The following is a 22,074-nucleotide window of genomic DNA, read 5'->3' as shown; positions in this document are numbered from 1 at the left end:
GGTCCTTTTATTCATATCCACCAGAATGTGGTAACCAAAATACCGTGTCATAATTTTTTGTCGCTCGAAAAGTCTTAAGTAAATGTTCCTCACCGGGGCTTGGATTCTGCGGTATGGCCGGCGGTTCTTTAGTATAATCTAGTTAGAGGTGAGTTTTGAATGGACAACCTGTTTACCCGGTCCCTGGAGCACACGCTGGAGCGGGAGGCTCCCCTGGCCGAGCGGATGCGCCCCACCACCCTGGATGAATTTGAAGAGCAGGCTGCCGTTGTGGGCAGGGGCACGCCCTTGCGCCGGGCCATCGAAGCCGACCAGTTGCGTTCCATCATCCTTTGGGGCCCGCCGGGGACGGGGAAAACCACCCTGGCCCGTATTATCGCCCGCATGACCCGGGCACATTTCGTCAGTCTCAACGCGGTCATGGCCGGGGTAAACGATATCCGCCGGGTGGTCCAGGAGGCAAAGGACCGGCGGGCCTATTACGGTCAAAAAACAATCCTGTTCATAGATGAAATTCACCGCTTCAACAAGGCCCAGCAGGACGCCCTCCTCCCCTCGGTGGAAAACGGCTTGATTACCTTGATCGGGTCCACCACGGAAAACCCCATGTTTACCGTCAACCGACCCCTGTTAAGCCGTTCACAGCTCTACCGCCTGGAACCCCTCTCCGATGAAGCCATTTACCGCATCCTGCAGCGGGCGCTTGCCGATAAGGAACGGGGCCTCGGGGAGTACCGGGTTGAAATTGAGCCGGAAGCATTGCGGCATTTCGTCCGGGCGGCCAACGGTGATGCCCGGGCAGCCCTGAACTTTTTGGAAATGGCGGTGCTGACTACTCCCCCCGACGGGGAGGGGATACGGCGCATTGACCTGGCGGTGGCAGAACAGGCCTCAGGGCGCCTGGTGCTCAAATACGACCGGGAAGATGAGCATTACGATGTGGTCTCCGCCTTCATTAAAAGCATGCGGGGTTCTGATCCCCAGGCCACCGTCTACTGGCTGGCCCGCCTTATTTATGCCGGGGAAGATCCCGCCTTTATCTGCCGGCGGATGATGATCCATGCCGCCGAGGATGTGGGCCTGGCCGATCCCCGGGCCCTCCTGGTGGCCACCGCCGCGGCCCAGGCCGTGGAGCGGGTGGGACTGCCGGAGGCCCGCATTATTATGGCCGAGGCCGCCCTGTATATCGCCAGGGCGCCCAAGAGCAATTCGGTGATCCGGGCCATTGACCGGGCCATGGCCGTGGTGGAAAAGGAGAGATCCCACCCGGTGCCCGTTCACCTGCGGGATGCCAGTTATCCTGGTGCCGCTGCCCTCGGTCACGGGAAGGGCTACAAATACCCCCACGACTACCCCGGCCACCATGTGCCCCAGCAGTACCTTCCCCCGGAATTAACCGGTGCGGTGTTTTACGAGCCTTCCGGGCAGGGGGAGGAGAAAGAGTAATTCTTAGTATTTTGCTCGGTTTTCATTGACACCGCTTGATGAGATATGTTAAAATCATCCCATGAAATCCGAGTAATTTAGTATGATTTGGACATGGATTCATAACCCGGGGGAGGTGACGATTTGCGCCTGTCCACCAGGGGCCATTACGGTCTCAAGGCCATGTTCGACCTGGCTCTACATTACGGGACGGAACCCATACCTTTAAAGAGTGTGGCCGAAAGACAAAGCCTCTCCGAGCACTACCTGGAACAACTGATTGCCAGGCTCCGCAAGGCCGGTTTAGTCAAAAGTGTCAGGGGAGCCCAGGGGGGGTATATCCTGGCCCGGGAGCCGGAGAATATTAAGGTGGGAGATATAATCCGGGCCCTGGAGGGACCCATTGCGCCGGTGGAATGCGTCAAGGAAGTGGACCCGAAAGAATGCGACCAGGCTGACTACTGCATTAGCCGTACTGTTTGGGCCCGGGTACGGGACAGTATCGCCGGGGTACTGGATTCCATCAGCCTGGCTGATATGTGCCGCGACGCCGCAAAGATCCGCCAGACCAGGGAGCTTTGACCAAAAAAGAGGAGGCTAGACGCTGTATGACCCGTCGAGTTTATTTCGACCACAGTGCCACCACTCCCGTGCACCCGGAAGTGGTGGAGGAAATGTGCCGCTTTTTAAAAGATAATTTCGGCAATCCCACCAGCCTGCACTACTTTGGCCAGAAGGCCCGGAAGGCGGTGGAAGAAGCCAGGGAAAAGGTGGCCGCGGCCATTGGTGCCAATCCCGCCGAAATTGTTTTCACCAGCGGCGGTACGGAAGCCGATAACATGGCCATTCACGGGGTGGCCTATACCAACCGCAACCGCGGCAACCACATTATTACTTCAGCCGTGGAACATCATGCCGTCCTCAATACCGTGAAAGCCCTGGGCAAGCAGGGATTTACCGTTACCATTTTGCCGGTAGACCAGTACGGCATGGTCAGCGTGGAAGACGTGGCCGCCGCCATTACCGACAAGACCATTTTAATTACCATTATGCACGCCAACAACGAAGTGGGTACCATCATGCCCATTGCCGAAATTGGTCGCCTGGCCAGGGAAAGGGGCATTTTGTTCCATACCGATGCGGTACAGAGTTTTGGTAAAATTCCCGTCAATGTCGATGAATTAAATGTGGACCTGCTGACCATCTCCGGACACAAGATCTATGGCCCCAAGGGCATTGGCGCCCTTTACATCCGTAAAGGTACCCGCTGGAGACAGACCCTCTTCCATGGCGGCGCCCAGGAACGGCTGCGCCGGGCGGGGACGGAGAACACTCCCGGAATTATTGGCCTGGGCAAGGCGGTGGAGCTGGCCATGGCCAATATGGAGCAGGAGGCGGCCTACCTCACCAGGTTGCGGGACAGGCTCATTCGTGAGGTGACGGAAAAAATAGATCACGTGCGTCTAACGGGCCATCCCACCAAACGTTTGCCCAACCATGCCAGTTTCTGTTTTGAATTTATTGAAGGCGAGTCCATGCTTTTAAGCCTGGACCTGCAGGGTATTGCCGCTTCCAGCGGTTCCGCCTGTACTTCCGGTTCCCTGGAGCCGTCCCACGTTTTGCTGGCCATGGGCATCCCCCATGAGGTGGCCCACGGTTCCATCCGTATAACCCTGGGCAGGGATAATACGGAAGAAGATATCGACTACTTCCTGGAGGTAATGCCGCCGATTGTGGAAAGGTTACGGGCCATGTCTCCCCTGGATCAGGAGACAGAATTTGCCCTTTCCGACCGGTGCAACGGTTGCCGGATCAGCCATACCTGCCGTGCTTAAGGGGGGTCGCCAAAGCGATGTATTCAGAAAAGGTAATGGACCATTTTACCAATCCCCGCAATGTGGGAGAAATTCCCGATGCCGATGGCGTGGGCCAGGTGGGCAACCCGGTGTGCGGGGATATCATGAAAATCTATATTAAAGTAAAAGATAATATTATCGAGGATATTAAGTTTAAAACCTTTGGTTGCGGGGCGGCCATTGCCACCAGCAGCATGGTAACCGAACTGGTCAAGGGGAAGACCCTGGAAGAGGCCATGCAGGTGAGCAACAAGCAGGTGGCCGAGGCTCTGGACGGGCTGCCTCCCCAGAAAATGCACTGTTCCAACCTGGCCGCTGATGCCCTGCATGCGGCCATCCAGGATTACCTCAGCAAAAAGAAAAAAGAAGATAAACAGGTGAATTAGATGAAGCCAAGGGTTGTCGTGGCCATGAGCGGCGGCGTGGACAGTTCGGTCACCGCCGCCCTTTTGGTTGAAAGGGGCTATGAAGTAATCGGGGTGACCATGCAAATCTGGGATCCCGGCGTCACAGAGGTGGCCGGGGAACACGTGGGCTGTTGTTCCCTGGCCGCCGTTGAAGACGCCCGCCGGGTGGCCCACCGGCTGGGTATTCCCTATTACGTGCTTAATTTCCGTGAAATTTTTGAAGACAGGGTGGTAAACTATTTTTGTGCGGAGTACCTCCGGGGGCGGACACCCAACCCCTGCATTGCCTGCAACCGCTATATTAAGTTTGAAAGCCTGCTGCAAAAGGCCCGCTCCCTGGGAGCCAGTTATGTGGCTACCGGCCATTATGCCCGGATAACTTACGATGAGGACCGGCGGCGTTATGTTTTGAAACGGGCGGCCGATGCCCGCAAGGACCAGACCTATGTCCTGTACAACATGACCCAGGAGCAACTGGCGCACACGTTGATGCCTTTAGGGGATTATACCAAAGAACAGGTGCGTCGCATGGCGGCGGAAAGGGACCTGCCGGTGGCGGAAAAGCCTGAAAGCCAGGAAATCTGCTTTATTCCCGATAATGATTACCATAATTTTTTAAAAGAGCGGACGGGGGCGGAAATTAAGCCGGGGCCTTTCCTCGATCTCCAGGGTAACGTTATTGGCCGGCACCGGGGTATACCCTTCTATACCATCGGCCAGCGCCGGGGATTGGGCATCGCCGCGGGGCAAAGGCTCTATGTAGTGGACATCGAGCCCGAGCGCAATGCTGTTGTGCTGGGGCCGGAGGATGCCGTCCTGGGGGATGAGCTGGTGGCGGAGGACAATAATTTTATTTTAATTGAAAAGCTGACCGTACCAATGGAGGTATCTGCCCAGATCCGCTACAATTCCCGCCCGGCACCGGCGGTGATCAGCCCCCTGGATGGTGACCGGGTACTGGTTCGTTTTGCCAAACCACAGCGGGCCATCACCCCCGGCCAGTCGGTGGTCTACTACCAGGGCGACTACGTGGTTGGTGGTGGGATTATTGCCCGGAGGTGCTCTGGCCCACATAACGGCCAGGATGTTTCCAGTATTTAGGGTTTGTTGCGACAAATGGCGAGCCGTGACGGCGTATTTTTTTTGTTCCGGCCGGGCATAATGCAGGTGTAAAGGATGATACAGGAGGCGAATGCCATTTGAATTGCCCGGTTTGTGGTGGTAAAGCTACCGGGAAAGTGGGCCAGGACCAGTATTACTGCTGGGATTGTTGCGTAGAATACCGCATCAATAAAGAAGGTGTGCAGATTTACGAACTGGCTGAAGATGGCAGCCTGGTGGCCTTTGATCCACATAACGAATTCCTGCTTTAATTTTTCGCCAGGGGGTGAAGGTGGTGCGTATGGGCTTCTGGCGCGGTGTCATTGCCGGCAGTGTACTGGGAGCAGTGATCGGTATTCTCATGGCCCCCCCACAAAGAAAACCGGAGCAGAGGAGTATTTTTCGCATTGTGCGGAGCAGCCGTCCCGGGTCCAGGACCCAAAGGATACTCCGGGGAGTGACCAGCAGGGTCAGCGATATTATCCGCTAAAGTGAGGAAACCCCTCACTTTTTTTATAGAGACCGCCCCTGATATCTGGTGGATGCGTGTGAGCAAAAAAAATAAAAATAAAAATAAAAAGCCCGGCTTTAGGCCGGACTGTCCTTTGCGTGTGCAAAACAGCAGGCGACTACAGAGTTACCTGCTGAATCTTAATACGAACGTTCAAAGCCCCTCCCTTGACACCGTACAGGCACTTTTTGTATAATTACTCCGAAATATGATGGGCTTTCCTTACACCGGCGAAGAGCGGTTTTTCTTTTTAAGCGGGAGGTAAAGTATCGTGACCGGGAAGGAGATCAGGGAAAAATTTCTTAAATTTTTTGAAGCCAGGGGGCACCGCATTCTGCCCAGCGCTTCCTTGATTCCCACGAACGATCCCAGTCTTTTATGGACGGCCGCGGGAATGGTTCCCTTTAAGCCTTATTTCACGGGTGCTGCCAAACCGGAGGTGCGGAGGGTAGCCACCTGCCAGAAGTGCCTGCGCACGCCGGATATTGAGTCGGTTGGCCGTACGGCCCGGCATCATACCTTCTTTGAGATGCTGGGCAATTTCTCCTTTGGAGATTATTTTAAAGAAAAGGCCATCCCCTGGGCCTGGGAGTTCACCACCCGGGTTTTGGGGTTGCCGGAGGAAAAATTGTGGATTTCCATTTACCTGGATGATGATGAGGCCTTTGACATCTGGCACCGGGAGGTGGGTGTCCCCGCCGAACGCATTGTGCGCATGGGCAAGGACACCAACTTCTGGGAAATTGGGGTTGGTCCTTGCGGCCCCTGTTCGGAGATCTACGTTGACCTGGGAGAAGAGCGGGGGTGCGGCTCCGCCGGCTGCGGGGTGGGCTGCGACTGTGACCGTTACCTGGAGATCTGGAATCTGGTGTTTATCCAGTTTTTCCGGGATGAAGCCGGGAATTATACGCCACTGGCCAGCAAGGGTATTGATACCGGTATGGGTTTAGAGCGGGTAGCTTCCGTGCTGCAGGGAGTGCCCAGCAACTTCGATACCGACCTGTTCCGGGAGATCATGGACTTTACTGCCGGCCTGGCGGGCGTAAAATACGGTGCCGGCAGCAAAACAGACATGGCCCTGAAGGTAATTGCCGATCACTGCCGGGCGGTCACTTTTGCCATCTCCGACGGGGCCCTGCCTTCCAACGAGGGGCGGGGTTATGTGCTCCGGCGGCTTTTGCGCCGGGCGGTGCGTTTTGGACGGGTGCTGGGACTGCACGAACCCTTCCTTTACCAGGTGGCCGGGGCGGTGATCAAACAGATGGCCGGTGCCTATCCCGAACTGCCGGCCAATCAAGGGCACGTGCTGAAAATAATCCGTAGTGAGGAGGAACGTTTCGGAGAAACCCTGGCCCAGGGTACGGAAATTTTGAACCGCCTGGTTCAGGAGGCAAGGGCCGCCGGCTCCACGGTCATCCGGGGAGAGGATGCCTTCCGCCTTTATGACACCTACGGTTTTCCCCTGGAGTTAACCCGGGAAATGGCTGCCGAGGAAGGGTTAACCGTGGATGAGGAGGCCTTTGCCCGGGCTATGGAGGAGCAGCGGGAAAGGGCCCGCCGCGCGCGCCAGGAAACGGAATATCTTTCCGAGAAGGACGCCTTTTATCAAGTACTGCGGGATAAGCTGGGGGAAACCCGTTTTGTGGGCTACGATACCCTGGAAGCCCGGGGTAAGGTTCTGGCCTTGCTTAAAGAAGGGCGTACGGTGGACAAGGTGGTTGCCGGTGAGGAAGTGGAATTTATCCTGGATGTAACTCCCTGTTACGCTGAATCGGGCGGGCAGGTATCAGACCACGCCCGGATCAGCGCCCCTGAACTGGAGGTTCAGGTGATGGAGGTTTCCCGTCCTGTTGAAGGACTCATTGTTCACCGGGGCAAAGTCCAGAACGGGATTTTGAAGGAAAATGACAGCGTACTGGTAGTGGTTGACGGTAAGCGCCGCCGCGACACTGCCCGCAATCACTCGGCGACCCACCTGCTCCATAAGGCCTTGAAAGAAGTCCTTGGCTCCCACGTGAATCAGGCCGGTTCTTTGGTGGAACCTGACCGCCTGCGCTTTGACTTTACTCATTATGCTCCGGTGTCCCTGGAAGAACTGCACCGCATAGAGGAAATGGTCAACCAGGCGGTGCTGGAAAATCTCCCGGTCCAGACCTTCATTACCTCCCTGGAAGAGGCGCAGGCCATGGGGGCGGTTGCCCTCTTTGGCGAGAAATACGGGGAACAGGTCCGCGTGGTTAAGATGGGGGACTTCAGCCTGGAACTTTGTGGCGGTACCCATGTGAGATCCACCGCTGAAATTGGGCTTTTTAAATTAATTAGCGAGGGCAGTGTGGGTGCCGGGCTGCGCCGGGTGGAGGCGGTGACCGGTGCCGGGGCACTGCGTTATGTTCGGGCCCGGGAGGAACAGCTGGCCCAGATCGCGTCCCTGGTCAGGGCTACCCCGGCAGAAGTGGTACACCGGGTGGAGTCCCTGGTGAAGGAAGTAAAAGAACTGGAACGGGAAAGCGAAGGGTTGCGTGCCCGGCTGGCCCGTTACGAAGTGCAGACGCTGCTGGAGCAGGTAAAAGACCTGGACGGCGCCAAGTTCCTGGCCGCTAAAACCAGCGCTCCCGACATGGACAGCCTGCGGGCAATGGTGGACCTCCTGCGGGAGCGGCTTGGTTCGGCGGTAATCCTCCTGGCCAGCCCGGTAGGGGAAAGGGTCAACCTGGTGGCGGCAGTGACGAAAGATCTGTTGCCCAGGGGATTACATGCCGGCAAGCTGGTTAAAGAAGTGGCCTCCATGCTTGGCGGTGGAGGCGGCGGAAGGCCGGATATGGCCCAGGCCGGAGGCAAGGATGCCTCCCGTCTCCAGGAGGCGCTGCAAAAAGCCTACACCGTGGCAGCAGGGCAATTAAAGAACTAAGCGGGCTTTGACCCGCTTTTTTTCGTCTGAGTGCTGGGGAACGGAGCGAGCGCGTGCAAACGGCAGGCAAATGCTATTTTCAGGACAGTAGTTTTTTGACAATAGAGGAAAAAGGGTTGGGCCAACGAATATAGATCCCAGACGGGGTTATATTTTAAAAAGGGGGGGCTTTGGCCGTGAGCAGGGAAACTTCCGAAAATACCGTTATGTTCAAAGTTGAAGCGGAGGAAGTAAACCAGGCGAAGGAAATACTGCTTTCGGTGTATGCCGCGCTGAAAGAAAAAGGATACAATCCGATCAACCAGCTTGTAGGCTATTTATTGTCCGGGGACCCGGCCTATATTACCAGCCACAACAATGCCCGCAGCAAAATCAGGCGGCTGGAACGGGACGAACTGCTGGAAGAGCTGGTGAGAAGCTATTTAAAGGATGCAGAAGCTATTTAGAGGTTTTTAGAAAGAAGGAAACACCTTTTGGAGTACCGGATACTGGGTCGAACGGGGATAAAAGTATCCCGCCTTTGTTTCGGTGCCCTTACAGTTGGCCCACTGCAGGCCGCCCTCCCGGTGGATAAGGGTGCAGCGGTGATCCGCCGGGCGCTGGAAGCAGGTGTGAATTTTATTGATACAGCCGAGTATTACCAGACCTACCCTTATATTTATGAAGCCACCAGGGGCTGGGCGGGAGAAATAGTAGTTGCCTCCAAATCCTATGCTTATACCTGGCAGGGGATGCGGCAGAGCCTGGAAGGAGCATTGAGGGCCCTTCACAGGGAATATATCGATATTTTTCTCCTCCACGAGCAGGAATCGGCCCTGACCATCCGGGGGCACTGGGAAGCGGTGGAGTATCTATTAAAGGCCAGGAAAGAAGGACTGGTAAGGGCCATCGGCGTCTCCACCCACAGTGTGGAGGGTGTACGGGCGGCGGCCCGCATAGCTGAATTTGATATCATCCATCCAATTATCAATATAGCCGGGATTGGCATTCAGGGAGGAACCAGAGAGGATATGCTGGCAGCCATTGCCGAGGCCGCCAGCTTTGGCAAGGGTATATACGGCATGAAGGCTTTAGGGGGAGGGCATCTCATACCCAGGGCGCAGGAAGCGCTTGCTTTTGTCCTCGGCATTCCCCAGTTGGCCAGTGTGGCCGTGGGAATGCGGACCGTGGCGGAAGTGGATTTCAACGTGGCAGTTTTCAGCGGGATGCCGGTTCCATCCGGGCTCTGGGCCAGGGTAGGGCGTCAAAAACGCCGTTTGCATATTGAGGATTGGTGCAGCGGCTGCGGGCGCTGCGTGGAAAGGTGCGGGGCGGGGGCGTTGTTCCTGACCGGCGGGCGGGCGGCGGTTGATCCTTTAAAGTGCCGCCTATGTGGATACTGTGGAACCGTTTGCCCCGATTTCTGTATAAAGGTAATCTAATCTAAAGACTTATCCATGGTCACAGGAAAGAGAGGAATAGCTTTTGCCTTTGCGTATACTGGGGTTGGACGTAGGCGAGAAAACTATTGGGGTGGCGGTGAGCGATCCCCTGGGGTGGACGGCTCAAGGCGTAGGGGTTATTCGCCGGGACCGGCCAGAAGGCCACGTGACGGCGGAATTAAAAAAACTGGTTCAGGATTACCAGGTGGAGCTAATAGTGGTGGGCTTGCCCCGTAATATGAACGGTACCCTCGGCAGGCAGGGTCAAATGGTGCTCGATTTTGCCCACCAAATCGGTGCCGAACTGGGCCTGCCGGTGGAAACCTGGGACGAGCGTCTCAGTACAGCAAGTGCGGAAAGGATTTTGCTGGCCGCCGATGTCAGCCGGGCCAAGCGCAAGAAAATCATTGACAAAATGGCAGCGGCGGTTATTTTGCAGAACTATTTGGATTCCCGGAATAAAAAGCTCCAAAATGGGGAAAATTAACTCTATATGATCCAGTGAAGCTTTTAGTAGCTCGTTTCTTGACAAAAAGGTTGCTCTTGATATAGAATAGGCACAACTTGTTAAAAAGAGGTGAGGGATATGGCCGATCAAGAACTGGAACTGGAAGAGGTAATCACGCTGGTGGATGAAGACGGCCAGGAGCAGGATTTTGAGGTTATCGATATTGTACATCTGGATGGTTCAAAATACGCCATCTTACTCCCCCTTCAAGCGGCCGCTGACGATGAGGGGGAGGATGAGGAAGAAGGAGAGGCCATTATCCTCAAGTTTGAAACAGATGAGGACGGGAACGAAATCCTGGTCGATATTGAAGATGACGAGGAATGGGAAAAGGTAGCAGACTACTGGGAGGAAATGGTTGCCGGTGAGGATTCCTGATTGGGACAGGGTAGTTCACCACAGGTAGAGAAGAGCTGGGGACAGGGACACCTGGATCATCCAGCTTTTTTATTTTCAACCTGCCCTTATCGCCGGCATGTTACACACTGTCCCCCTTCACAGGTAGCTTATATTTTAAATATCATGAACGTGTGGATGGAACTTTTTTGCCCTTTATGTCGTCTTAAGACAGGGGGGAGAAAATGAGGAGGACTTATCTTCTTATCATCGTCGGCTTTATTATCTGTATTTTTCTGGCGGCCGGCGCCGTCGGTGCCACCTCTGTTTACAGCCGTGAGCGGGTTGTCCCCGGCGTCCGGGCAGCCGGTATAGACCTGTCTGGTATGGACAGGGAAGCGTGCCGGCGGGCCCTGGCTTCCCTGGAGGAAAAGCTGAATACCACGCCGGTTGTTTTTCATTACCGGGACCGTAGCTGGACCTTTTCCCCACCGGAAATTGGTTTGCGTCTGGACACGCAGGCCATGTTAACCGGGGCACTGCAGGCCGGCCGGGATGCACAATGGTGGTTGCAGTGGTACAGGCAGTGGAAAATCAAGAAGGAAGGTTACGAGCTTCCTCTGATGGTGGTTCTCAGCAGGCAGAAATTCAGTCAAAAACTCAACGCCCTGGCCGGAGAAATCGCCACCCCGCCCCGGGACGCCGCCTTTCGGGTTCTGCCCGATGAGCGCATTGAAATCATTCCCGGCCGCGACGGGATGAAAGTGGATGAAGAACGGGCCTACCGGGATTTGCTCTCTGCCCTTTCCGCCGGTAAAAAACCGGAAATTCAACTTAACATGGTGCACGTGAAGCCCCGGACCACCACGGAAGAGGTCCAGGCTATGGGGCTTAAAGGTCTTCTTTCTTCCTATACCACTCGTTTTGATGCTTCCTATACAGAGCGGGCTTATAATATCCGGGTGGCTGCGGCGGCCCTTGATGGATTGCTCGTCCCGCCGGGGCAGGAAGTTTCCTTTAACAGGGTGGTCGGACCCAGGAGTTCCGAAGCCGGCTATAAAAACGCCAAGGTGATTGTCAACAACCGGCTGGTGGATGGCCTTGGGGGAGGAGTGTGCCAGGTAAGCAGCACCCTGTACAATGCGGTCCTGCTGGCGAACCTGGAGGTACTGGAGCGTACCAACCATTCCCTGCCCGTCTCCTATGTTCCCGTGGGCCGGGATGCGACGGTGGTTTACGGGGACATTGATTTTCGCTTCCGCAATAATACTGAAAGTTATGTTTATATCCGTTCCGTCGTTAACGGCGGGCGGCTAACTTTCAAAATTTACGGAAATACCGATTACAAGGTACCGGTGGAAATCCGCACCCGGATAACGGAGGTTCTGGAGCCAAAGGTTGTACGGGAGCCTGACCCCAATCTGGAGCGGGGAGAACAGGTGGTCAAGCAAAAGGGTGTCCGGGGTTACCGGGTAGTAACCGAGCGTGTAGTGAGGGAAAACGGCCGTTTGTATACTGAACGGCTCCCGGGTAGTTTTTATGAGCCGGTGAACCAGGTGGTGGCTATAGGTACCAGGGAACCGAGTACCGGACCGGTGGTTCCCCCGCCTTCACCCGGACAGAAACCACGGCCGGATAAAGAGCCACCGGCTCCAGGCGCTTCCCCCGGAAAAACACCTGCGGGTGGGGAAGATATAAAGCCCCCGGAAAAATCACCGGAGCCGGCCAATGGTGAGGGTACGGTTCCACCGGAACAACAATCCCCGGAGGGTAACGGCAGCGAACCCGAAGTAGCCCCCCCGGCCGGTTCCCTGTAAAACCCGGCTTGTTTTCAGGGCCATTGTATCGACACGGGGATTGATATATAATGTGGTAATTAAAACAGGCAGGTAGCAAAATGAAAGACTTGCAAAGTGTCTTCAAGCAAAGGGAAAAAAAGCGGCTGCTGGCCGGAGGTATAGCTCTTTGGGGGCTTTTTGTATTGATATACATTTTCGGAATGTTATCCCCGGTGACCTCCGGTCAGGGTCGATCCGTAAACGTAACCATTCCCCGGTCTGCTTCCAGCAGTAACATCGGACGTATTCTTCATGAAGAGGGACTGGTGCACAGTGCCTGGTTTTTTAACTTTTATACCCGGCTAAAAGGTGTTGACGGCAGGCTCAAGGCGGGCCCTTACACTTTCTCCACCGCCCAATCCCTGCCGGAGATTGTTAACGAACTGGTTAAAGGACCCGATGAGGGGCGTGTTTTTACCATTCCCGAAGGATTTAACCTGAAACAAATTGCCGAACTGTTGGAAAGGGAGGGTCTGGTAACCCGCCGGGATTTCCTGGCTGCAGCCGCCGGGGACACGTTTGACTATCCCTTTTTGCATGGTCTTCCGGCGGGACCGAACCGGCTGGAGGGGTACCTGTTCCCTGATACCTATCGGGTGGGAAGCAACACCAGCGCCCATGAAGTCATAGATCTCATGTTATCCCGTTTTGACCGGAAGTTAAAGGAAATGGATTATTACCGGAAGGTAAAGGCAGCCGGCTTAACCCTGCATCAGGCAGTGATCATCGCCTCCATGGTGGAGCGGGAGGCCCGGGTGGACCGGGAGCGCCCGCTGATAGCCGGCGTTATTTTTAACCGCTTAAAGCGGGACATGCCTTTACAGATCGATGCCACGGTACAGTATGCCCTGGGCAGTCAAAGGGCAAAACTGTACTATAAAGATCTGGAGGTGGATTCCCCCTATAACACATACCTGATCAGGGGTCTTCCTCCAGGTCCCATAGCTTGTCCGGGGGAAGCCTCCCTGCTGGCCGCCGTGCAGCCGGCCAAAACCAGTTACCTGTATTATGTAGCCAGACCCGACGGTACCCATGCTTTTGCCAGTACCCTGGACGAGCATAACGCCAATAAGCGAAAATACATACGCTAAGATAGGGGCACTGAATGAAGGTGATTCTGGTATGGCTGTTCCGGAACTCCTGGCTCCGGCCGGGGATCTGGAAAAACTGCAGGCAGCCGTGATTTACGGCGCCGATGCCGTTTACCTGGGCGGGAAGCAGTTCGGCCTGCGGGAAAGGGCCGGGAACTTTACCCTGGAGGAAATGGCTGTGGGAGTGGAGTTTGCCCATGCCCGGGGAGTGAAGGTCTATGTTACGGTGAATATTTTTGCCCACAACCGGGATCTGGATGACCTGCCCGCGTACCTACGGCAACTGGAGGAAATCGGGGTGGATGCTGTGATTGTTTCCGATCCCGGTGTGCTGGCCCTGGTCCGGGAAATAACCCCCGAATTACCGGTGCACCTGAGCACCCAGGCCAGTACCACCAACTGGATGGCCGCCCGTTTCTGGCAGGAGCAGGGAGTGTCGCGGATTGTCCTGGCCCGGGAGCTTACCCTGGAGGAAATCCGGGAAATTCGCCGGCAGGTGCAGGTGCCCCTGGAAGTTTTTGTCCACGGGGCCATGTGTATCTCCTATTCCGGACGCTGCCTGTTGAGCAACTACATGACCGGTCGGGATGCCAACCGGGGGGACTGTGCCCAGGCCTGCCGCTGGCGCTATGCCCTGGTGGAAGAAAAGCGGCCGGGGGAGTACTTTCCCGTAGAAGAGGGTTCCCGGGGCACCTATATTTTGAGTTCCCGGGATCTCTGTCTCTTGGAGTATATTCCCCAATTGGTGGAGGCCGGAGTTGACAGTTTAAAAATTGAGGGCCGGGTCAAAAGCGTGCATTATGTTGCCACCGTGGTCAGCGTCTACCGCCAGGCCCTGGACGACTGCCGGGCAGATCCGGCCCGCTTTCAGGTTCAGGAGCGGTGGCTGGAAGAACTGGGCAAGGTCAGCCACCGGGAATACACCACCGGTTTTTTCACCGGTAAGCCGGCAAAAGCGGCCCAGGGTGCGGTGGACTCCATTTACCGCCGGCCCTATACTTTTGTCGGTGTGGTACGGGAGTATGACCCCGCCAGGGGACTGGCCCTGGTGGAACAACGGAACCGTTTTGCCCGGGGTGAAGAGCTGGAGGTGCTGCTTCCCGGCGGGCAGACATTTTCCTTTGTATTGACCGGTTTATACGACGAAGAAGTGAGCCCCATTGATGCGGCACCCCATCCCCGGCAAAGGGTTTTTCTCTCCCTGCCCCGGCCCGTTCAGCCCTGGAGCCTTTTGCGCCGCCGGGAAGAGTATAATAATTAGTTCGCCGGGCCATGCTATTGGATAAAAATGGTGCAGGATGTGGAACTGTGCAGGGAAGGCGCCTGGTCATCCTTTTTTCCCTTTTCCTGTTTTGCTTTGCCTTTTTGCTTATCCATCTGGCCTTTATTCAGATGGGCCGGGGGAGTGACTATGCCTTTTTAGCCCTGGAAAGGGAAACTCAGCCGGTACTTCTGGAAGAATATCCCCGGGGAGAAATCCTGGACCGGCGTTTACAACCTTTGACCGGCAGTTTTGATGCCAACCGGGTGGTGGTTTTTCCCGGGCTGATCCGGGACAGGCAGGCGGTCATTACTTCCCTGGCCGGGATTTTGGGGTTGCCGGTGGAAAAAATAGCCCCATATTTTGACGGACAGCCCTGTTATCTACCCTTTTCCCTAACCCCCGGCCAGGTAAAGGCCATCCGGGAGCACCAATGGCCCGGTGTTTTGGTGTTGCCGGTCCACCTGCGCTACGGTCCCGCACCCCTGGCCGCCGGGGTGGTCGGTTACCTGGGACGGGTTCAGTCAAGAGAAGTGCTGGACGCCTTGAGTGTCAAAAGCCGGAAGAGCTACAGTTTGAGCGACTGGGTCGGCCAGGCCGGCCTGGAAAAATATTACGAAGGTGAACTCAAGGCCACCCGGCCCAAAAGTGCCGCCCGGCTCTTCGTTGATGCCGCCGGCAGGCCCATACCGGGACTGGGCGTTGCCGTTGATCTCCAGTCGATGGATCCGGGACGGCAGCACCTGGTTACCACCCTGGACGCCAGGATCCAGCGGGTGGTGGAGGAAATAATGGATCGGCGGATAAAGAAAGGGGCAGTGGTGGTTATGGAGCCCCATACCGGGGATATCCTGGCCCTGGCCAGCCGCCCCTGTTACGATCCCCGTCCCGGTGGCCTGGCCAGGTACCTTACCCTGGGCGAGACAGGTACCTTCACCGATCAAACTACGGCCCTGTTTACTCCCGGTTCAGTATTCAAGGTGGTGGTGGCCGCTGCTGCCCTGGCGGAAGGAATTGTTAAACCCGACAGCCAGTTTAATTGCCGGGGGAGTCTGGATCAGCCTGTACGCTGCTGGTATGATCCCGGTCACGGTGTCGTTAGTTTTAGCCAGGCCTTTGCCGAATCCTGCAACCCGGTGTTTGCCCGGGTGGGATTAAAACTGGGGGCCGGGAAACTGATCGACTATGCCGGCCGTTTCGGGCTGGATAATCAAACGATTACCGGTTATCCTGTACCCCGGGATGGGCGGCAGAACTGGCAGGTGGTTGCCGCACCCCACAACCTGGTCAATAGCAGTTTGGGTCAGGGGCCGGTGCTGGCTACTCCGGTACAGATCACGGCCATGATGAATGTTATTGTTAACGACGGTGTGTATGTGCAGCCGCGGCTGGTCCGAGAGTTGCGCAACGATGTCGGCCAGGTGACCCGCTCTTTCCCCCCGGGGCCCGGTCACAGGGCCATTCCCGCCTCCACGGCCGCCCAGGTAAAGGAGATGTTGAAGCTGGTGACCACGGAAGGTGTTGGCCGCAAGGCCTATGTGCCCGGTTACGGCAGTGCCGGGAAGACCGGCTCTGCCCAGGTGGACGGCCGGGGTAAGGTAAATGCCTGGTTTACCGGTTATGCTCCCCTGCAAGATCCCCGTTATGTAGTAACGGTTCTGGTGGAGGAAGGGACCAGCGGGGGAGAAACGGCCGCCCCGGTGTTCCGGGAGATCATGGAGAAAATTCTCACCCTACCGCTGGAATAAGGCCGGCGTCTTCATCATTTTTACCTCATACATTGACTGCTTAGTAAAAGTATAGTAGGATAATAGTATAATTTGATTTGGGAGTGTTGTGGATGATTGTGAAGGGGGATAAAATACGTGCCCTGCGGGAAGAACGGGGGTATACACTGCAGGATTTGGCCCGGCGGGCGAATCTTTCCCTGTCATATTTAAGCGAAATTGAGCGGGGTTCCAAACGCCCTTCTTTGAAAACTATCGAGAAACTGGCCGCCGCCCTGAATGTACCCAGGGCGAAGCTCATTGAGGGAGATGTTGCGGACAGCGGCCTTTCTTTGGGCGATAAGATTCGCATCATGCGCAGCGAAAAAAACCTTTCCCTGCAGGAACTGGCCACCCGGGCGGGCATCTCCCTGTCTTACTTGAGTGAAATTGAACGCGGTACCGTTTATCCAGCTTTAAGCACCTTAAAGCGCATTGCCGAAGCACTGGAAGTGCCACCCACTTCCATCATGGGGCAGGAGGGTTCTCTGGGCCACAAGCTGAAGGCCCTCCGGGAAGAGTACGGGCTTACCCAGGCCCAGTTGGCCAACCTGGCGGGGGTTACAGCCGGGCTAATTGGCCAGATCGAGCAGGGAAAAGTGCAGCCTTCTCTCAAAACGCTGGAAAAACTGTCCGAGGTAATGGGTGTTTCCCCGTGCTACTTTATTATGGAACCGGGTGCAGTGGATCAAATGCTCAGTTTAATGAACCCCGAACTGCGCGAGTTGCTCATGCACCCTAACGTGCAGTCGGTGCTGAGCCTGGTCTGCAACCTCACCCAGAAGGAGTTACAGTTTGTCTTGAATTTCATTCAACTCTTTAAGCGCTCTGATTTATGCTGAGAAGGGAGCGGCTTTGCTTTTACGCAGGTGCCGTCCCCTTTTATTTTTCGCCTGTAAAGGAAAGCTTGACGACTTATTTGAGTAATGGTAAACTATGGTGAACATATCTAAGCCAAAATTATATATTGCAGGCGAAAATATTATATAGTATAATAGAAGAAAAACGGGGGGCAGCTTATCCATGCCTGCCTATGTAGTAAAGGATCTTTGTGCCGGCTGCGGGGCGTGTGCTCACGTTTGTCCCTATGAAGCTATAACCGTTGCCGCCAGGCTGGCAACGGTTGACCCCCAGTTATGCCGGGATTGTGAAGAATGCGTTTTTATCTGCCCCAACGGAGCCATTACGGCTGCCTGATTTGTGAAGCAAAAATTTTCAGGGAGGTGTGTATATAGATGCCCATTTACGACTTCCAGTGCAACAGTTGCAGCCACAAATTTACCCTGCTGGTGGGGATTGATGACCGGGACAAGGTTACCTGTCCCCAGTGCCAGAGCCGGGATGTACGCCAGTTGATTACCGGCTGTGCCGTTCGCATAAAGGGCGGCAGTTGCGGTAGCGGGCAAAGCGGTTCTGGTTCTGCCGGCGGCTGAGGGATTTAATCTAAAGGGCTGGCAGCCCTTCTTAATCTATCATCCAAGGATAGGAGTGAAAATTTTATGGCCCTGGAGTTGAATGAAAGCAATTTTGACAGGGAAGTTTTACAATCCAGCCTGCCGGTACTGGTGGATTTCTGGGCGCCCTGGTGTGGTCCCTGCCGCAGTATGGCTCCCATTATTGATGAACTGGCCGCCGAATTTGCCGGCCGGGTAAAGGTGGCCAAGGTAAACGTGGATCAAAACCGGGTCCTGGCCGGCCGTTACGGTGTCATGAGCATTCCCACGCTAATTATGTTTAAGGCCGGACAGGTGGTGGGCCAGATGGTCGGCTATACTCCCAAGGGGGTCCTTGCTAAAAAGCTTGAAAGCCTGCTGTAGAACGGATTTTTAAACTCAAAGCCGGAATGGCGGTGGCCTGTCATGCGGATGCCTGCCGCAGGATGGGTGGTCACCGCCATTTTTTTCTGCATTTAATGCAACAACCTTTCCAGTTCACTCCGGTTAAACCCTACCACTACCCGTTCTCCCACGGTAATGGTGGGCACGGCCAGGCGGCCGGTTTTACGTACCATTTCACTGCGGGCCATTTCGTCCTCGGCCACGTTCTTTTCCGTGAATTTCACGCCTTTTTGGGAAAGAAACTCTTTCACCGTGCGACAGTGGGGTCAGGTGGGGGTGGTATACACCGTTACTGGTTCCGTAGTCACTTAAATACCTCCCGGTGGATAGATTTTTCCCCTGCGGGTAATTCTATTTTTTGAGCCTGGGATAAATTATATACGCAGGTGAAGGAGGAATGGCCGTTGGAACTACTCAATGAGGACCGGCTTGGTGTGGCTCGAGGCACTCAAGTGGAAGAGGCGGTAGATAAGGAGTTCCGGGGTGAAACCTGGGAGGTGGGCATTTACCTGGCCATGGCCCGGCAGGCGCAACGGGAGGGCTACCCCGAGGTAGCAGAAGCACTCAAATCCATTGCCATGGATGAGGCCTGGCATGCAGCCCATTTTGCCGAGTTAAACGGGAAGATTTTCGAAAGCACCAGGGAAAATCTGCTTAAAATGCTTAAAGGGGAGCAGGAAGCCAACCGGGGCAAGAAGGAAGTGGCCAAACGGGCCAAGGAGTTAAATCTGGACCCGGTGCATGATATTATGGACGAATCGTCCCGGGATGAGGCCAGGCACGCCCGTACTCTGGCCGGCCTGATAGACCGGTATTTTGCTGGTAATAAGGAAGGTATGGGGTGCTACTGCAGTTAAGTTAAGTATAGTCGGGATTTCCTTAAAGGAACCGGCCCTATGCAAAAGGCCGGTTCTTTTTTTTCCATTCTGGCAGGAACCCTGTTCAAATATAGCGAACTTATTTTTTGACCGGAAAGGAGCTACTGTAGTTGGTTGGCACATTAATTAACGCGGCAGCTATTTGTGCAGGTGCGTTGCTCGGTGTCTTACTTAAAAAAGGCATACCGCAGAGAGTGGGTGATACGGTCATACAGGGGCTCGGCCTGGCCGTCATCCTGATTGGGGCCCAGATGGCCCTGCAAACCAGAAACCCGCTTATTGTCATTGGCAGCCTTGCGCTGGGCGGTGTGGTGGGAGCCGGTTTGGACATTGAGGGCAGGCTGGAGTCCCTGGGGAAACGCATCGAGGCCAGATTTGGCCGCTCCGGGGAGAGCGGCATAGCTTATGCCTTTGTTACCGCCAGCCTGATTTTTTGCGTTGGCGCCATGGCCGTAATGGGCGCTATCGAGGACGGGCTGACCGGCAACCCCAAAACCCTGATCGCCAAGGCAATGCTTGATGGTATTGCCGCTGCAATTTTTGCCTCCACTATGGGCATCGGGGTGCTTTTTTCCGCTATTCCGGTGTTTCTCTACCAGGGTGCTATAACCCTTGCCGCCCGTGTTGCCGGTGCAGGCTTAAGCCCCTGGGTGGTGGCCGAGCTTACCGCTACCGGTGGCCTCCTCATTGTGGCTATTGGGTTGAATATGATCAAGGCTGCCCGGATTAAAGTAGGAAACCTTTTACCCGCCATTTTTATTGCAGCCATTATCACAGCCGTTATTGAAATGACAAGGCAGTATTAAAATTAGGATTGATTTCAATCAGGGGATGAACGGAGGCAGGGTTTTCGTGGAAGACCGTTTTCAACGGTTTTTTTTGTGCGCCCGGCAGGGGCGTTGACCTGGTGGTAAAAGGCAGGTGCAGGCGAGGCGCACCAGTCTGCTAGCCAAAGGCAAGGGGAGCCAGCTTCTCTATGTCCCCAAAAACGATGATCATGTCCCCTGGCTGGATCTTCTCTGTAGCCTCAGGGTTAACGATGGTGGCGTTTTCCCGGATGATGGCTAAGACCTGCGCGCCGTAATCTTCTTTTAAACGGGACTCGCGAATGGAACATCCGGCCAGCGGTGAGCTTTCGTCAATCAGCAATTCCTCCGGCTTGTAATCAGTGTTGCGATGCTCGAGGATGCTGGAGACAAAATCCACCGCGGCAGGCTTGAGCGCGGCCAGAGCCAGCCGCGTGCCACCGGGAACACCTACGGCGGTAACCCAGTCGGCACCGGCGCGCTTAAGGCGTTTGATGTTCTCTGGCCGGTCGGCACGGGCCACCACCCGGATGCTGGGGTTAAGATCTTTGGCGGCCATGGCGATGAGAATGTTGTCCGGGTCGTGGGGTAGCGCGGCAATGAGGCTCCTGGCCCGTTCCACGCCGGCTGCCTTGAGGGTCTCGTCCTCAGTGGCATCGGCAGGTATGGCCAGGTGGCCGTGTTCCCGCAAGGATTCCACCTGCCGTTCGTTAAGGTCAATACCGACGAAAGGAACTCCTTCGCGCTCGAGTTGTCTCACGGCACTCATACCGGCGCGTCCAAGGCCGCAAATTATCACGTGGTTTTTAAGCCTGGCGATCTTGCGCTCCATTTGTTTTTCCCCCAAAAAACGGATGATGTGTCCTTCCACCAGGATGGCCACGACTGTTGATAAGGAAAGCCACTGGTAACCGACCCCGGTAACGGCCAGGACTAAGGCCACCAGCCTTCCCGGTTCCGACACGGGATAATAATCACCGTAACCAACGGTGGTAAGAGTAATGATAGCCAGGTAAAAGGCTTCGAACGGGCTTAAGTGTTCAAAACGCGTGAGTAAGAGAACGCCCATAACAAAAATGACGGTTTCAAGAGCAGAAATGTACGCGAGAAAACGCAGCGCCCCGGCGACGATACGCTCGTCGCTTCCCGCATGACTGCTACTGGTATGTTTCGGGCGGCGCATTCGTCGACCTCCTCATACCTGAAATATAATTTTTTTCTGCACACATCACCACATTTCCCTTCCTTTTCGGCAACAGGAACCGCAAAATATCCGTACGCCCGACTATTTTACCGGGTTTTTCCTTTCCAGGAGGTGTTCGGCGTGAAACGTGGTAATTCTCTTAACGTGTATGCGGTGATTATCAGTTCTGCCGTTCAGGCCGATGGGTTATAGCATTTAAAATGTTAATGCGAATCACTGCGGAAAATGAGCTTGACAAAAGAAGGAGTCAACTTTATAATATGGAATGAATTTAAAATTAAAATCATTTCAAAAAAGATCCGGCAGATGAATCTTTAACAAAACTGGGGCCGAACGCTGGGTTTTTTTCACCAATTCTTGTCTTCGGGAAGGACGAGGGTTGTGGAACGAGGCAGCTACAAGGGAAGAAAAGAATACATACCAGCCCTGGCCGAAAAGCTCAAGCGCTTCGGCTTGCGTGCTACCCCGCAGCGGCTGGCCATTTTGGCTTTTTTGGAAGGAAATACTTCTCATCCTTCGGCAGAGGAAATTTTCCGGGAGCTTAAGCCGCGCCTGCCCTCTATTTCCCTGGCTACGGTTTACGGAACTTTAGAAGTGCTTCGACGGGAGGGGGGAATCCAGGAGCTTACTATCGACTCTGAGCGGAAGCGTTTTGATCCGAATCCTAAACCTCACAATCATTTTCTTTGCCGTAACTGCGGCAGGGTTTACGATTTGCCAGTCGGGTTGCCAGCTCTAACGCCTCCCAAAAAAATAGAAGGCTTCTGGGTTGAAACCTTTACCGTTGATTTTTACGGCCTCTGCCCTGCATGTCAAAAATAGGTTGGCCGTGTAAAATTTCAGTAGGCACCAGAAGGGGATCAGCCCCCTGAAAAAGAAATGAGACCTCACGCGCCCAAAAAACACCAAAAATCAAGCT

Annotated in this window: 25 protein-coding genes; 23 read left to right on the top strand and 2 right to left on the bottom strand. The window is 55.1% G+C overall.

The features are described from left to right. Nucleotides 1-159: 159 nt before the first annotated feature. From J2Z49_RS10610 to trxA, 20 genes are all read left to right on the top strand, one after another. Entirely contained in the window at nucleotides 160-1,446 is a 1,287-nt protein-coding gene (locus tag J2Z49_RS10610) for a replication-associated recombination protein A (protein ID WP_307402911.1), read from the top strand. 123 nt (nucleotides 1,447-1,569) lie between these two features. Next, on the top strand, nucleotides 1,570-2,007 hold the full coding sequence (locus J2Z49_RS10605) for an RrF2 family transcriptional regulator (RefSeq protein WP_307402909.1): 438 nt from the start codon (nucleotides 1,570-1,572) through the stop codon (nucleotides 2,005-2,007). A gap of 26 nt (nucleotides 2,008-2,033) precedes the next feature. Then, complete coding sequence (gene nifS, locus J2Z49_RS10600) at nucleotides 2,034-3,260, top strand: cysteine desulfurase NifS (protein WP_307402907.1); 1,227 nt, start codon at nucleotides 2,034-2,036, stop codon at nucleotides 3,258-3,260. Between the two features lie 17 nt (nucleotides 3,261-3,277). Beyond that, complete coding sequence (gene nifU / locus J2Z49_RS10595; protein ID WP_307402905.1) at nucleotides 3,278-3,667, top strand: Fe-S cluster assembly scaffold protein NifU; 390 nt, start codon at nucleotides 3,278-3,280, stop codon at nucleotides 3,665-3,667. Further along, nucleotides 3,668-4,789, top strand: coding sequence for a tRNA 2-thiouridine(34) synthase MnmA (gene mnmA / locus J2Z49_RS10590; protein ID WP_307402903.1), 1,122 nt, complete (start codon nucleotides 3,668-3,670; stop codon nucleotides 4,787-4,789). It begins immediately after the preceding gene. Between the two features lie 98 nt (nucleotides 4,790-4,887). Continuing rightward, a complete protein-coding gene (locus J2Z49_RS10585) occupies nucleotides 4,888-5,061 on the top strand; it encodes a hypothetical protein (protein ID WP_013823098.1) in 174 nt (57 codons plus the stop codon). 29 nt (nucleotides 5,062-5,090) lie between these two features. Then, nucleotides 5,091-5,279, top strand: coding sequence for a YtxH domain-containing protein (locus J2Z49_RS10580; RefSeq protein WP_121452496.1), 189 nt, complete (start codon nucleotides 5,091-5,093; stop codon nucleotides 5,277-5,279). Between the two features lie 292 nt (nucleotides 5,280-5,571). Then, complete coding sequence (alaS, locus tag J2Z49_RS10575; protein WP_307402901.1) at nucleotides 5,572-8,208, top strand: alanine--tRNA ligase; 2,637 nt, start codon at nucleotides 5,572-5,574, stop codon at nucleotides 8,206-8,208. 176 nt (nucleotides 8,209-8,384) lie between these two features. Further along, nucleotides 8,385-8,654: an IreB family regulatory phosphoprotein gene (locus J2Z49_RS10570; protein WP_121452497.1), complete on the top strand. Its 270-nt coding sequence runs from the start codon at nucleotides 8,385-8,387 to the stop codon at nucleotides 8,652-8,654. 27 nt (nucleotides 8,655-8,681) lie between these two features. Continuing rightward, nucleotides 8,682-9,629 (top strand): aldo/keto reductase, encoded by a 948-nt coding sequence (locus J2Z49_RS10565; RefSeq protein WP_307402899.1) that lies wholly within the window; start codon nucleotides 8,682-8,684, stop codon nucleotides 9,627-9,629. 49 nt (nucleotides 9,630-9,678) lie between these two features. Beyond that, a complete protein-coding gene (gene ruvX / locus J2Z49_RS10560) occupies nucleotides 9,679-10,116 on the top strand; it encodes a Holliday junction resolvase RuvX (RefSeq protein ID WP_307402968.1) in 438 nt (145 codons plus the stop codon). A 99-nt stretch (nucleotides 10,117-10,215) separates the two neighbouring features. Beyond that, nucleotides 10,216-10,515 (top strand): DUF1292 domain-containing protein, encoded by a 300-nt coding sequence (locus J2Z49_RS10555; RefSeq protein WP_307402897.1) that lies wholly within the window; start codon nucleotides 10,216-10,218, stop codon nucleotides 10,513-10,515. A gap of 203 nt (nucleotides 10,516-10,718) precedes the next feature. Beyond that, nucleotides 10,719-12,290 (top strand): VanW family protein, encoded by a 1,572-nt coding sequence (locus tag J2Z49_RS10550; RefSeq protein WP_307402896.1) that lies wholly within the window; start codon nucleotides 10,719-10,721, stop codon nucleotides 12,288-12,290. An 80-nt stretch (nucleotides 12,291-12,370) separates the two neighbouring features. Continuing rightward, nucleotides 12,371-13,402, top strand: coding sequence for an endolytic transglycosylase MltG (mltG, locus tag J2Z49_RS10545; protein WP_307402895.1), 1,032 nt, complete (start codon nucleotides 12,371-12,373; stop codon nucleotides 13,400-13,402). Nucleotides 13,403-13,433: 31 nt separating this feature from the next. Beyond that, nucleotides 13,434-14,663, top strand: coding sequence for a peptidase U32 family protein (locus tag J2Z49_RS10540; protein ID WP_307402893.1), 1,230 nt, complete (start codon nucleotides 13,434-13,436; stop codon nucleotides 14,661-14,663). Between the two features lie 47 nt (nucleotides 14,664-14,710). Next, nucleotides 14,711-16,411 (top strand): peptidoglycan D,D-transpeptidase FtsI family protein, encoded by a 1,701-nt coding sequence (locus J2Z49_RS10535; RefSeq protein ID WP_307402891.1) that lies wholly within the window; start codon nucleotides 14,711-14,713, stop codon nucleotides 16,409-16,411. A 92-nt stretch (nucleotides 16,412-16,503) separates the two neighbouring features. Beyond that, nucleotides 16,504-17,271: a helix-turn-helix domain-containing protein gene (locus J2Z49_RS10530; protein WP_307402890.1), complete on the top strand. Its 768-nt coding sequence runs from the start codon at nucleotides 16,504-16,506 to the stop codon at nucleotides 17,269-17,271. Between the two features lie 181 nt (nucleotides 17,272-17,452). Beyond that, complete coding sequence (locus J2Z49_RS10525) at nucleotides 17,453-17,626, top strand: indolepyruvate ferredoxin oxidoreductase subunit alpha (protein WP_121451128.1); 174 nt, start codon at nucleotides 17,453-17,455, stop codon at nucleotides 17,624-17,626. 38 nt (nucleotides 17,627-17,664) lie between these two features. Next, nucleotides 17,665-17,862: an FmdB family zinc ribbon protein gene (locus J2Z49_RS10520; protein ID WP_307402888.1), complete on the top strand. Its 198-nt coding sequence runs from the start codon at nucleotides 17,665-17,667 to the stop codon at nucleotides 17,860-17,862. A gap of 66 nt (nucleotides 17,863-17,928) precedes the next feature. Further along, nucleotides 17,929-18,246: a thioredoxin gene (gene trxA / locus J2Z49_RS10515; protein WP_307402887.1), complete on the top strand. Its 318-nt coding sequence runs from the start codon at nucleotides 17,929-17,931 to the stop codon at nucleotides 18,244-18,246. A gap of 92 nt (nucleotides 18,247-18,338) precedes the next feature. Here the strand turns inward: trxA and J2Z49_RS10510 are convergent, their stop codons facing one another. After that, nucleotides 18,339-18,575 (bottom strand): glutaredoxin family protein, encoded by a 237-nt coding sequence (locus J2Z49_RS10510; protein ID WP_307402886.1) that lies wholly within the window; start codon nucleotides 18,573-18,575, stop codon nucleotides 18,339-18,341. Nucleotides 18,576-18,671: 96 nt separating this feature from the next. Here J2Z49_RS10510 and J2Z49_RS10505 point away from each other — a divergent pair, with 96 nt between their 5' ends. Both J2Z49_RS10505 and J2Z49_RS10500 read left to right on the top strand, forming a co-directional pair. Further along, entirely contained in the window at nucleotides 18,672-19,124 is a 453-nt protein-coding gene (locus J2Z49_RS10505) for a ferritin-like domain-containing protein (protein WP_307402885.1), read from the top strand. Between the two features lie 131 nt (nucleotides 19,125-19,255). Next, nucleotides 19,256-19,951: a DUF554 domain-containing protein gene (locus J2Z49_RS10500; RefSeq protein WP_307402884.1), complete on the top strand. Its 696-nt coding sequence runs from the start codon at nucleotides 19,256-19,258 to the stop codon at nucleotides 19,949-19,951. Nucleotides 19,952-20,090: 139 nt separating this feature from the next. On the opposite strand, the gene J2Z49_RS10495 is transcribed toward J2Z49_RS10500, so the two are convergent. After that, on the bottom strand, nucleotides 20,091-21,134 hold the full coding sequence (locus tag J2Z49_RS10495; RefSeq protein ID WP_307402883.1) for a potassium channel family protein: 1,044 nt from the start codon (nucleotides 21,132-21,134) through the stop codon (nucleotides 20,091-20,093). A 402-nt stretch (nucleotides 21,135-21,536) separates the two neighbouring features. On the opposite strand from J2Z49_RS10495, the gene J2Z49_RS10490 reads away from it, so the two are divergent. Then, complete coding sequence (locus J2Z49_RS10490; RefSeq protein ID WP_307402882.1) at nucleotides 21,537-21,977, top strand: Fur family transcriptional regulator; 441 nt, start codon at nucleotides 21,537-21,539, stop codon at nucleotides 21,975-21,977. Nucleotides 21,978-22,074 lie beyond the last annotated feature (97 nt).

The organism is Desulfofundulus luciae, assembly GCF_030813795.1.
GTDB lineage: Bacteria > Bacillota > Desulfotomaculia > Desulfotomaculales > Desulfovirgulaceae > Desulfofundulus > Desulfofundulus luciae.
Note: the sequence above shows the minus strand (reverse complement) of the source record. Positions and strands in the feature narration are given on the sequence as shown.

What these genes read in the sequence shown, in the direction of transcription:
- mltG (WP_307402895.1), top strand. Translation starts at nt 12,371, where the DNA reads ATGAAAGACTTGCAAAGTGTCTTCAAGCAAAGGGAAAAAAAGCGGCTG.
- J2Z49_RS10550 (WP_307402896.1), top strand. Translation starts at nt 10,719, where the DNA reads ATGAGGAGGACTTATCTTCTTATCATCGTCGGCTTTATTATCTGTATT.
- J2Z49_RS10495 (WP_307402883.1), bottom strand. Translation starts at nt 21,134, where the DNA reads ATGCGCCGCCCGAAACATACCAGTAGCAGTCATGCGGGAAGCGACGAG.
- J2Z49_RS10540 (WP_307402893.1), top strand. Translation starts at nt 13,434, where the DNA reads ATGGCTGTTCCGGAACTCCTGGCTCCGGCCGGGGATCTGGAAAAACTG.
- J2Z49_RS10610 (WP_307402911.1), top strand. Translation starts at nt 160, where the DNA reads ATGGACAACCTGTTTACCCGGTCCCTGGAGCACACGCTGGAGCGGGAG.
- J2Z49_RS10530 (WP_307402890.1), top strand. Translation starts at nt 16,504, where the DNA reads ATGATTGTGAAGGGGGATAAAATACGTGCCCTGCGGGAAGAACGGGGG.
- nifS (WP_307402907.1), top strand. Translation starts at nt 2,034, where the DNA reads ATGACCCGTCGAGTTTATTTCGACCACAGTGCCACCACTCCCGTGCAC.
- J2Z49_RS10525 (WP_121451128.1), top strand. Translation starts at nt 17,453, where the DNA reads ATGCCTGCCTATGTAGTAAAGGATCTTTGTGCCGGCTGCGGGGCGTGT.
- trxA (WP_307402887.1), top strand. Translation starts at nt 17,929, where the DNA reads ATGGCCCTGGAGTTGAATGAAAGCAATTTTGACAGGGAAGTTTTACAA.
- J2Z49_RS10555 (WP_307402897.1), top strand. Translation starts at nt 10,216, where the DNA reads ATGGCCGATCAAGAACTGGAACTGGAAGAGGTAATCACGCTGGTGGAT.
- mnmA (WP_307402903.1), top strand. Translation starts at nt 3,668, where the DNA reads ATGAAGCCAAGGGTTGTCGTGGCCATGAGCGGCGGCGTGGACAGTTCG.
- J2Z49_RS10520 (WP_307402888.1), top strand. Translation starts at nt 17,665, where the DNA reads ATGCCCATTTACGACTTCCAGTGCAACAGTTGCAGCCACAAATTTACC.
- nifU (WP_307402905.1), top strand. Translation starts at nt 3,278, where the DNA reads ATGTATTCAGAAAAGGTAATGGACCATTTTACCAATCCCCGCAATGTG.
- J2Z49_RS10580 (WP_121452496.1), top strand. Translation starts at nt 5,091, where the DNA reads ATGGGCTTCTGGCGCGGTGTCATTGCCGGCAGTGTACTGGGAGCAGTG.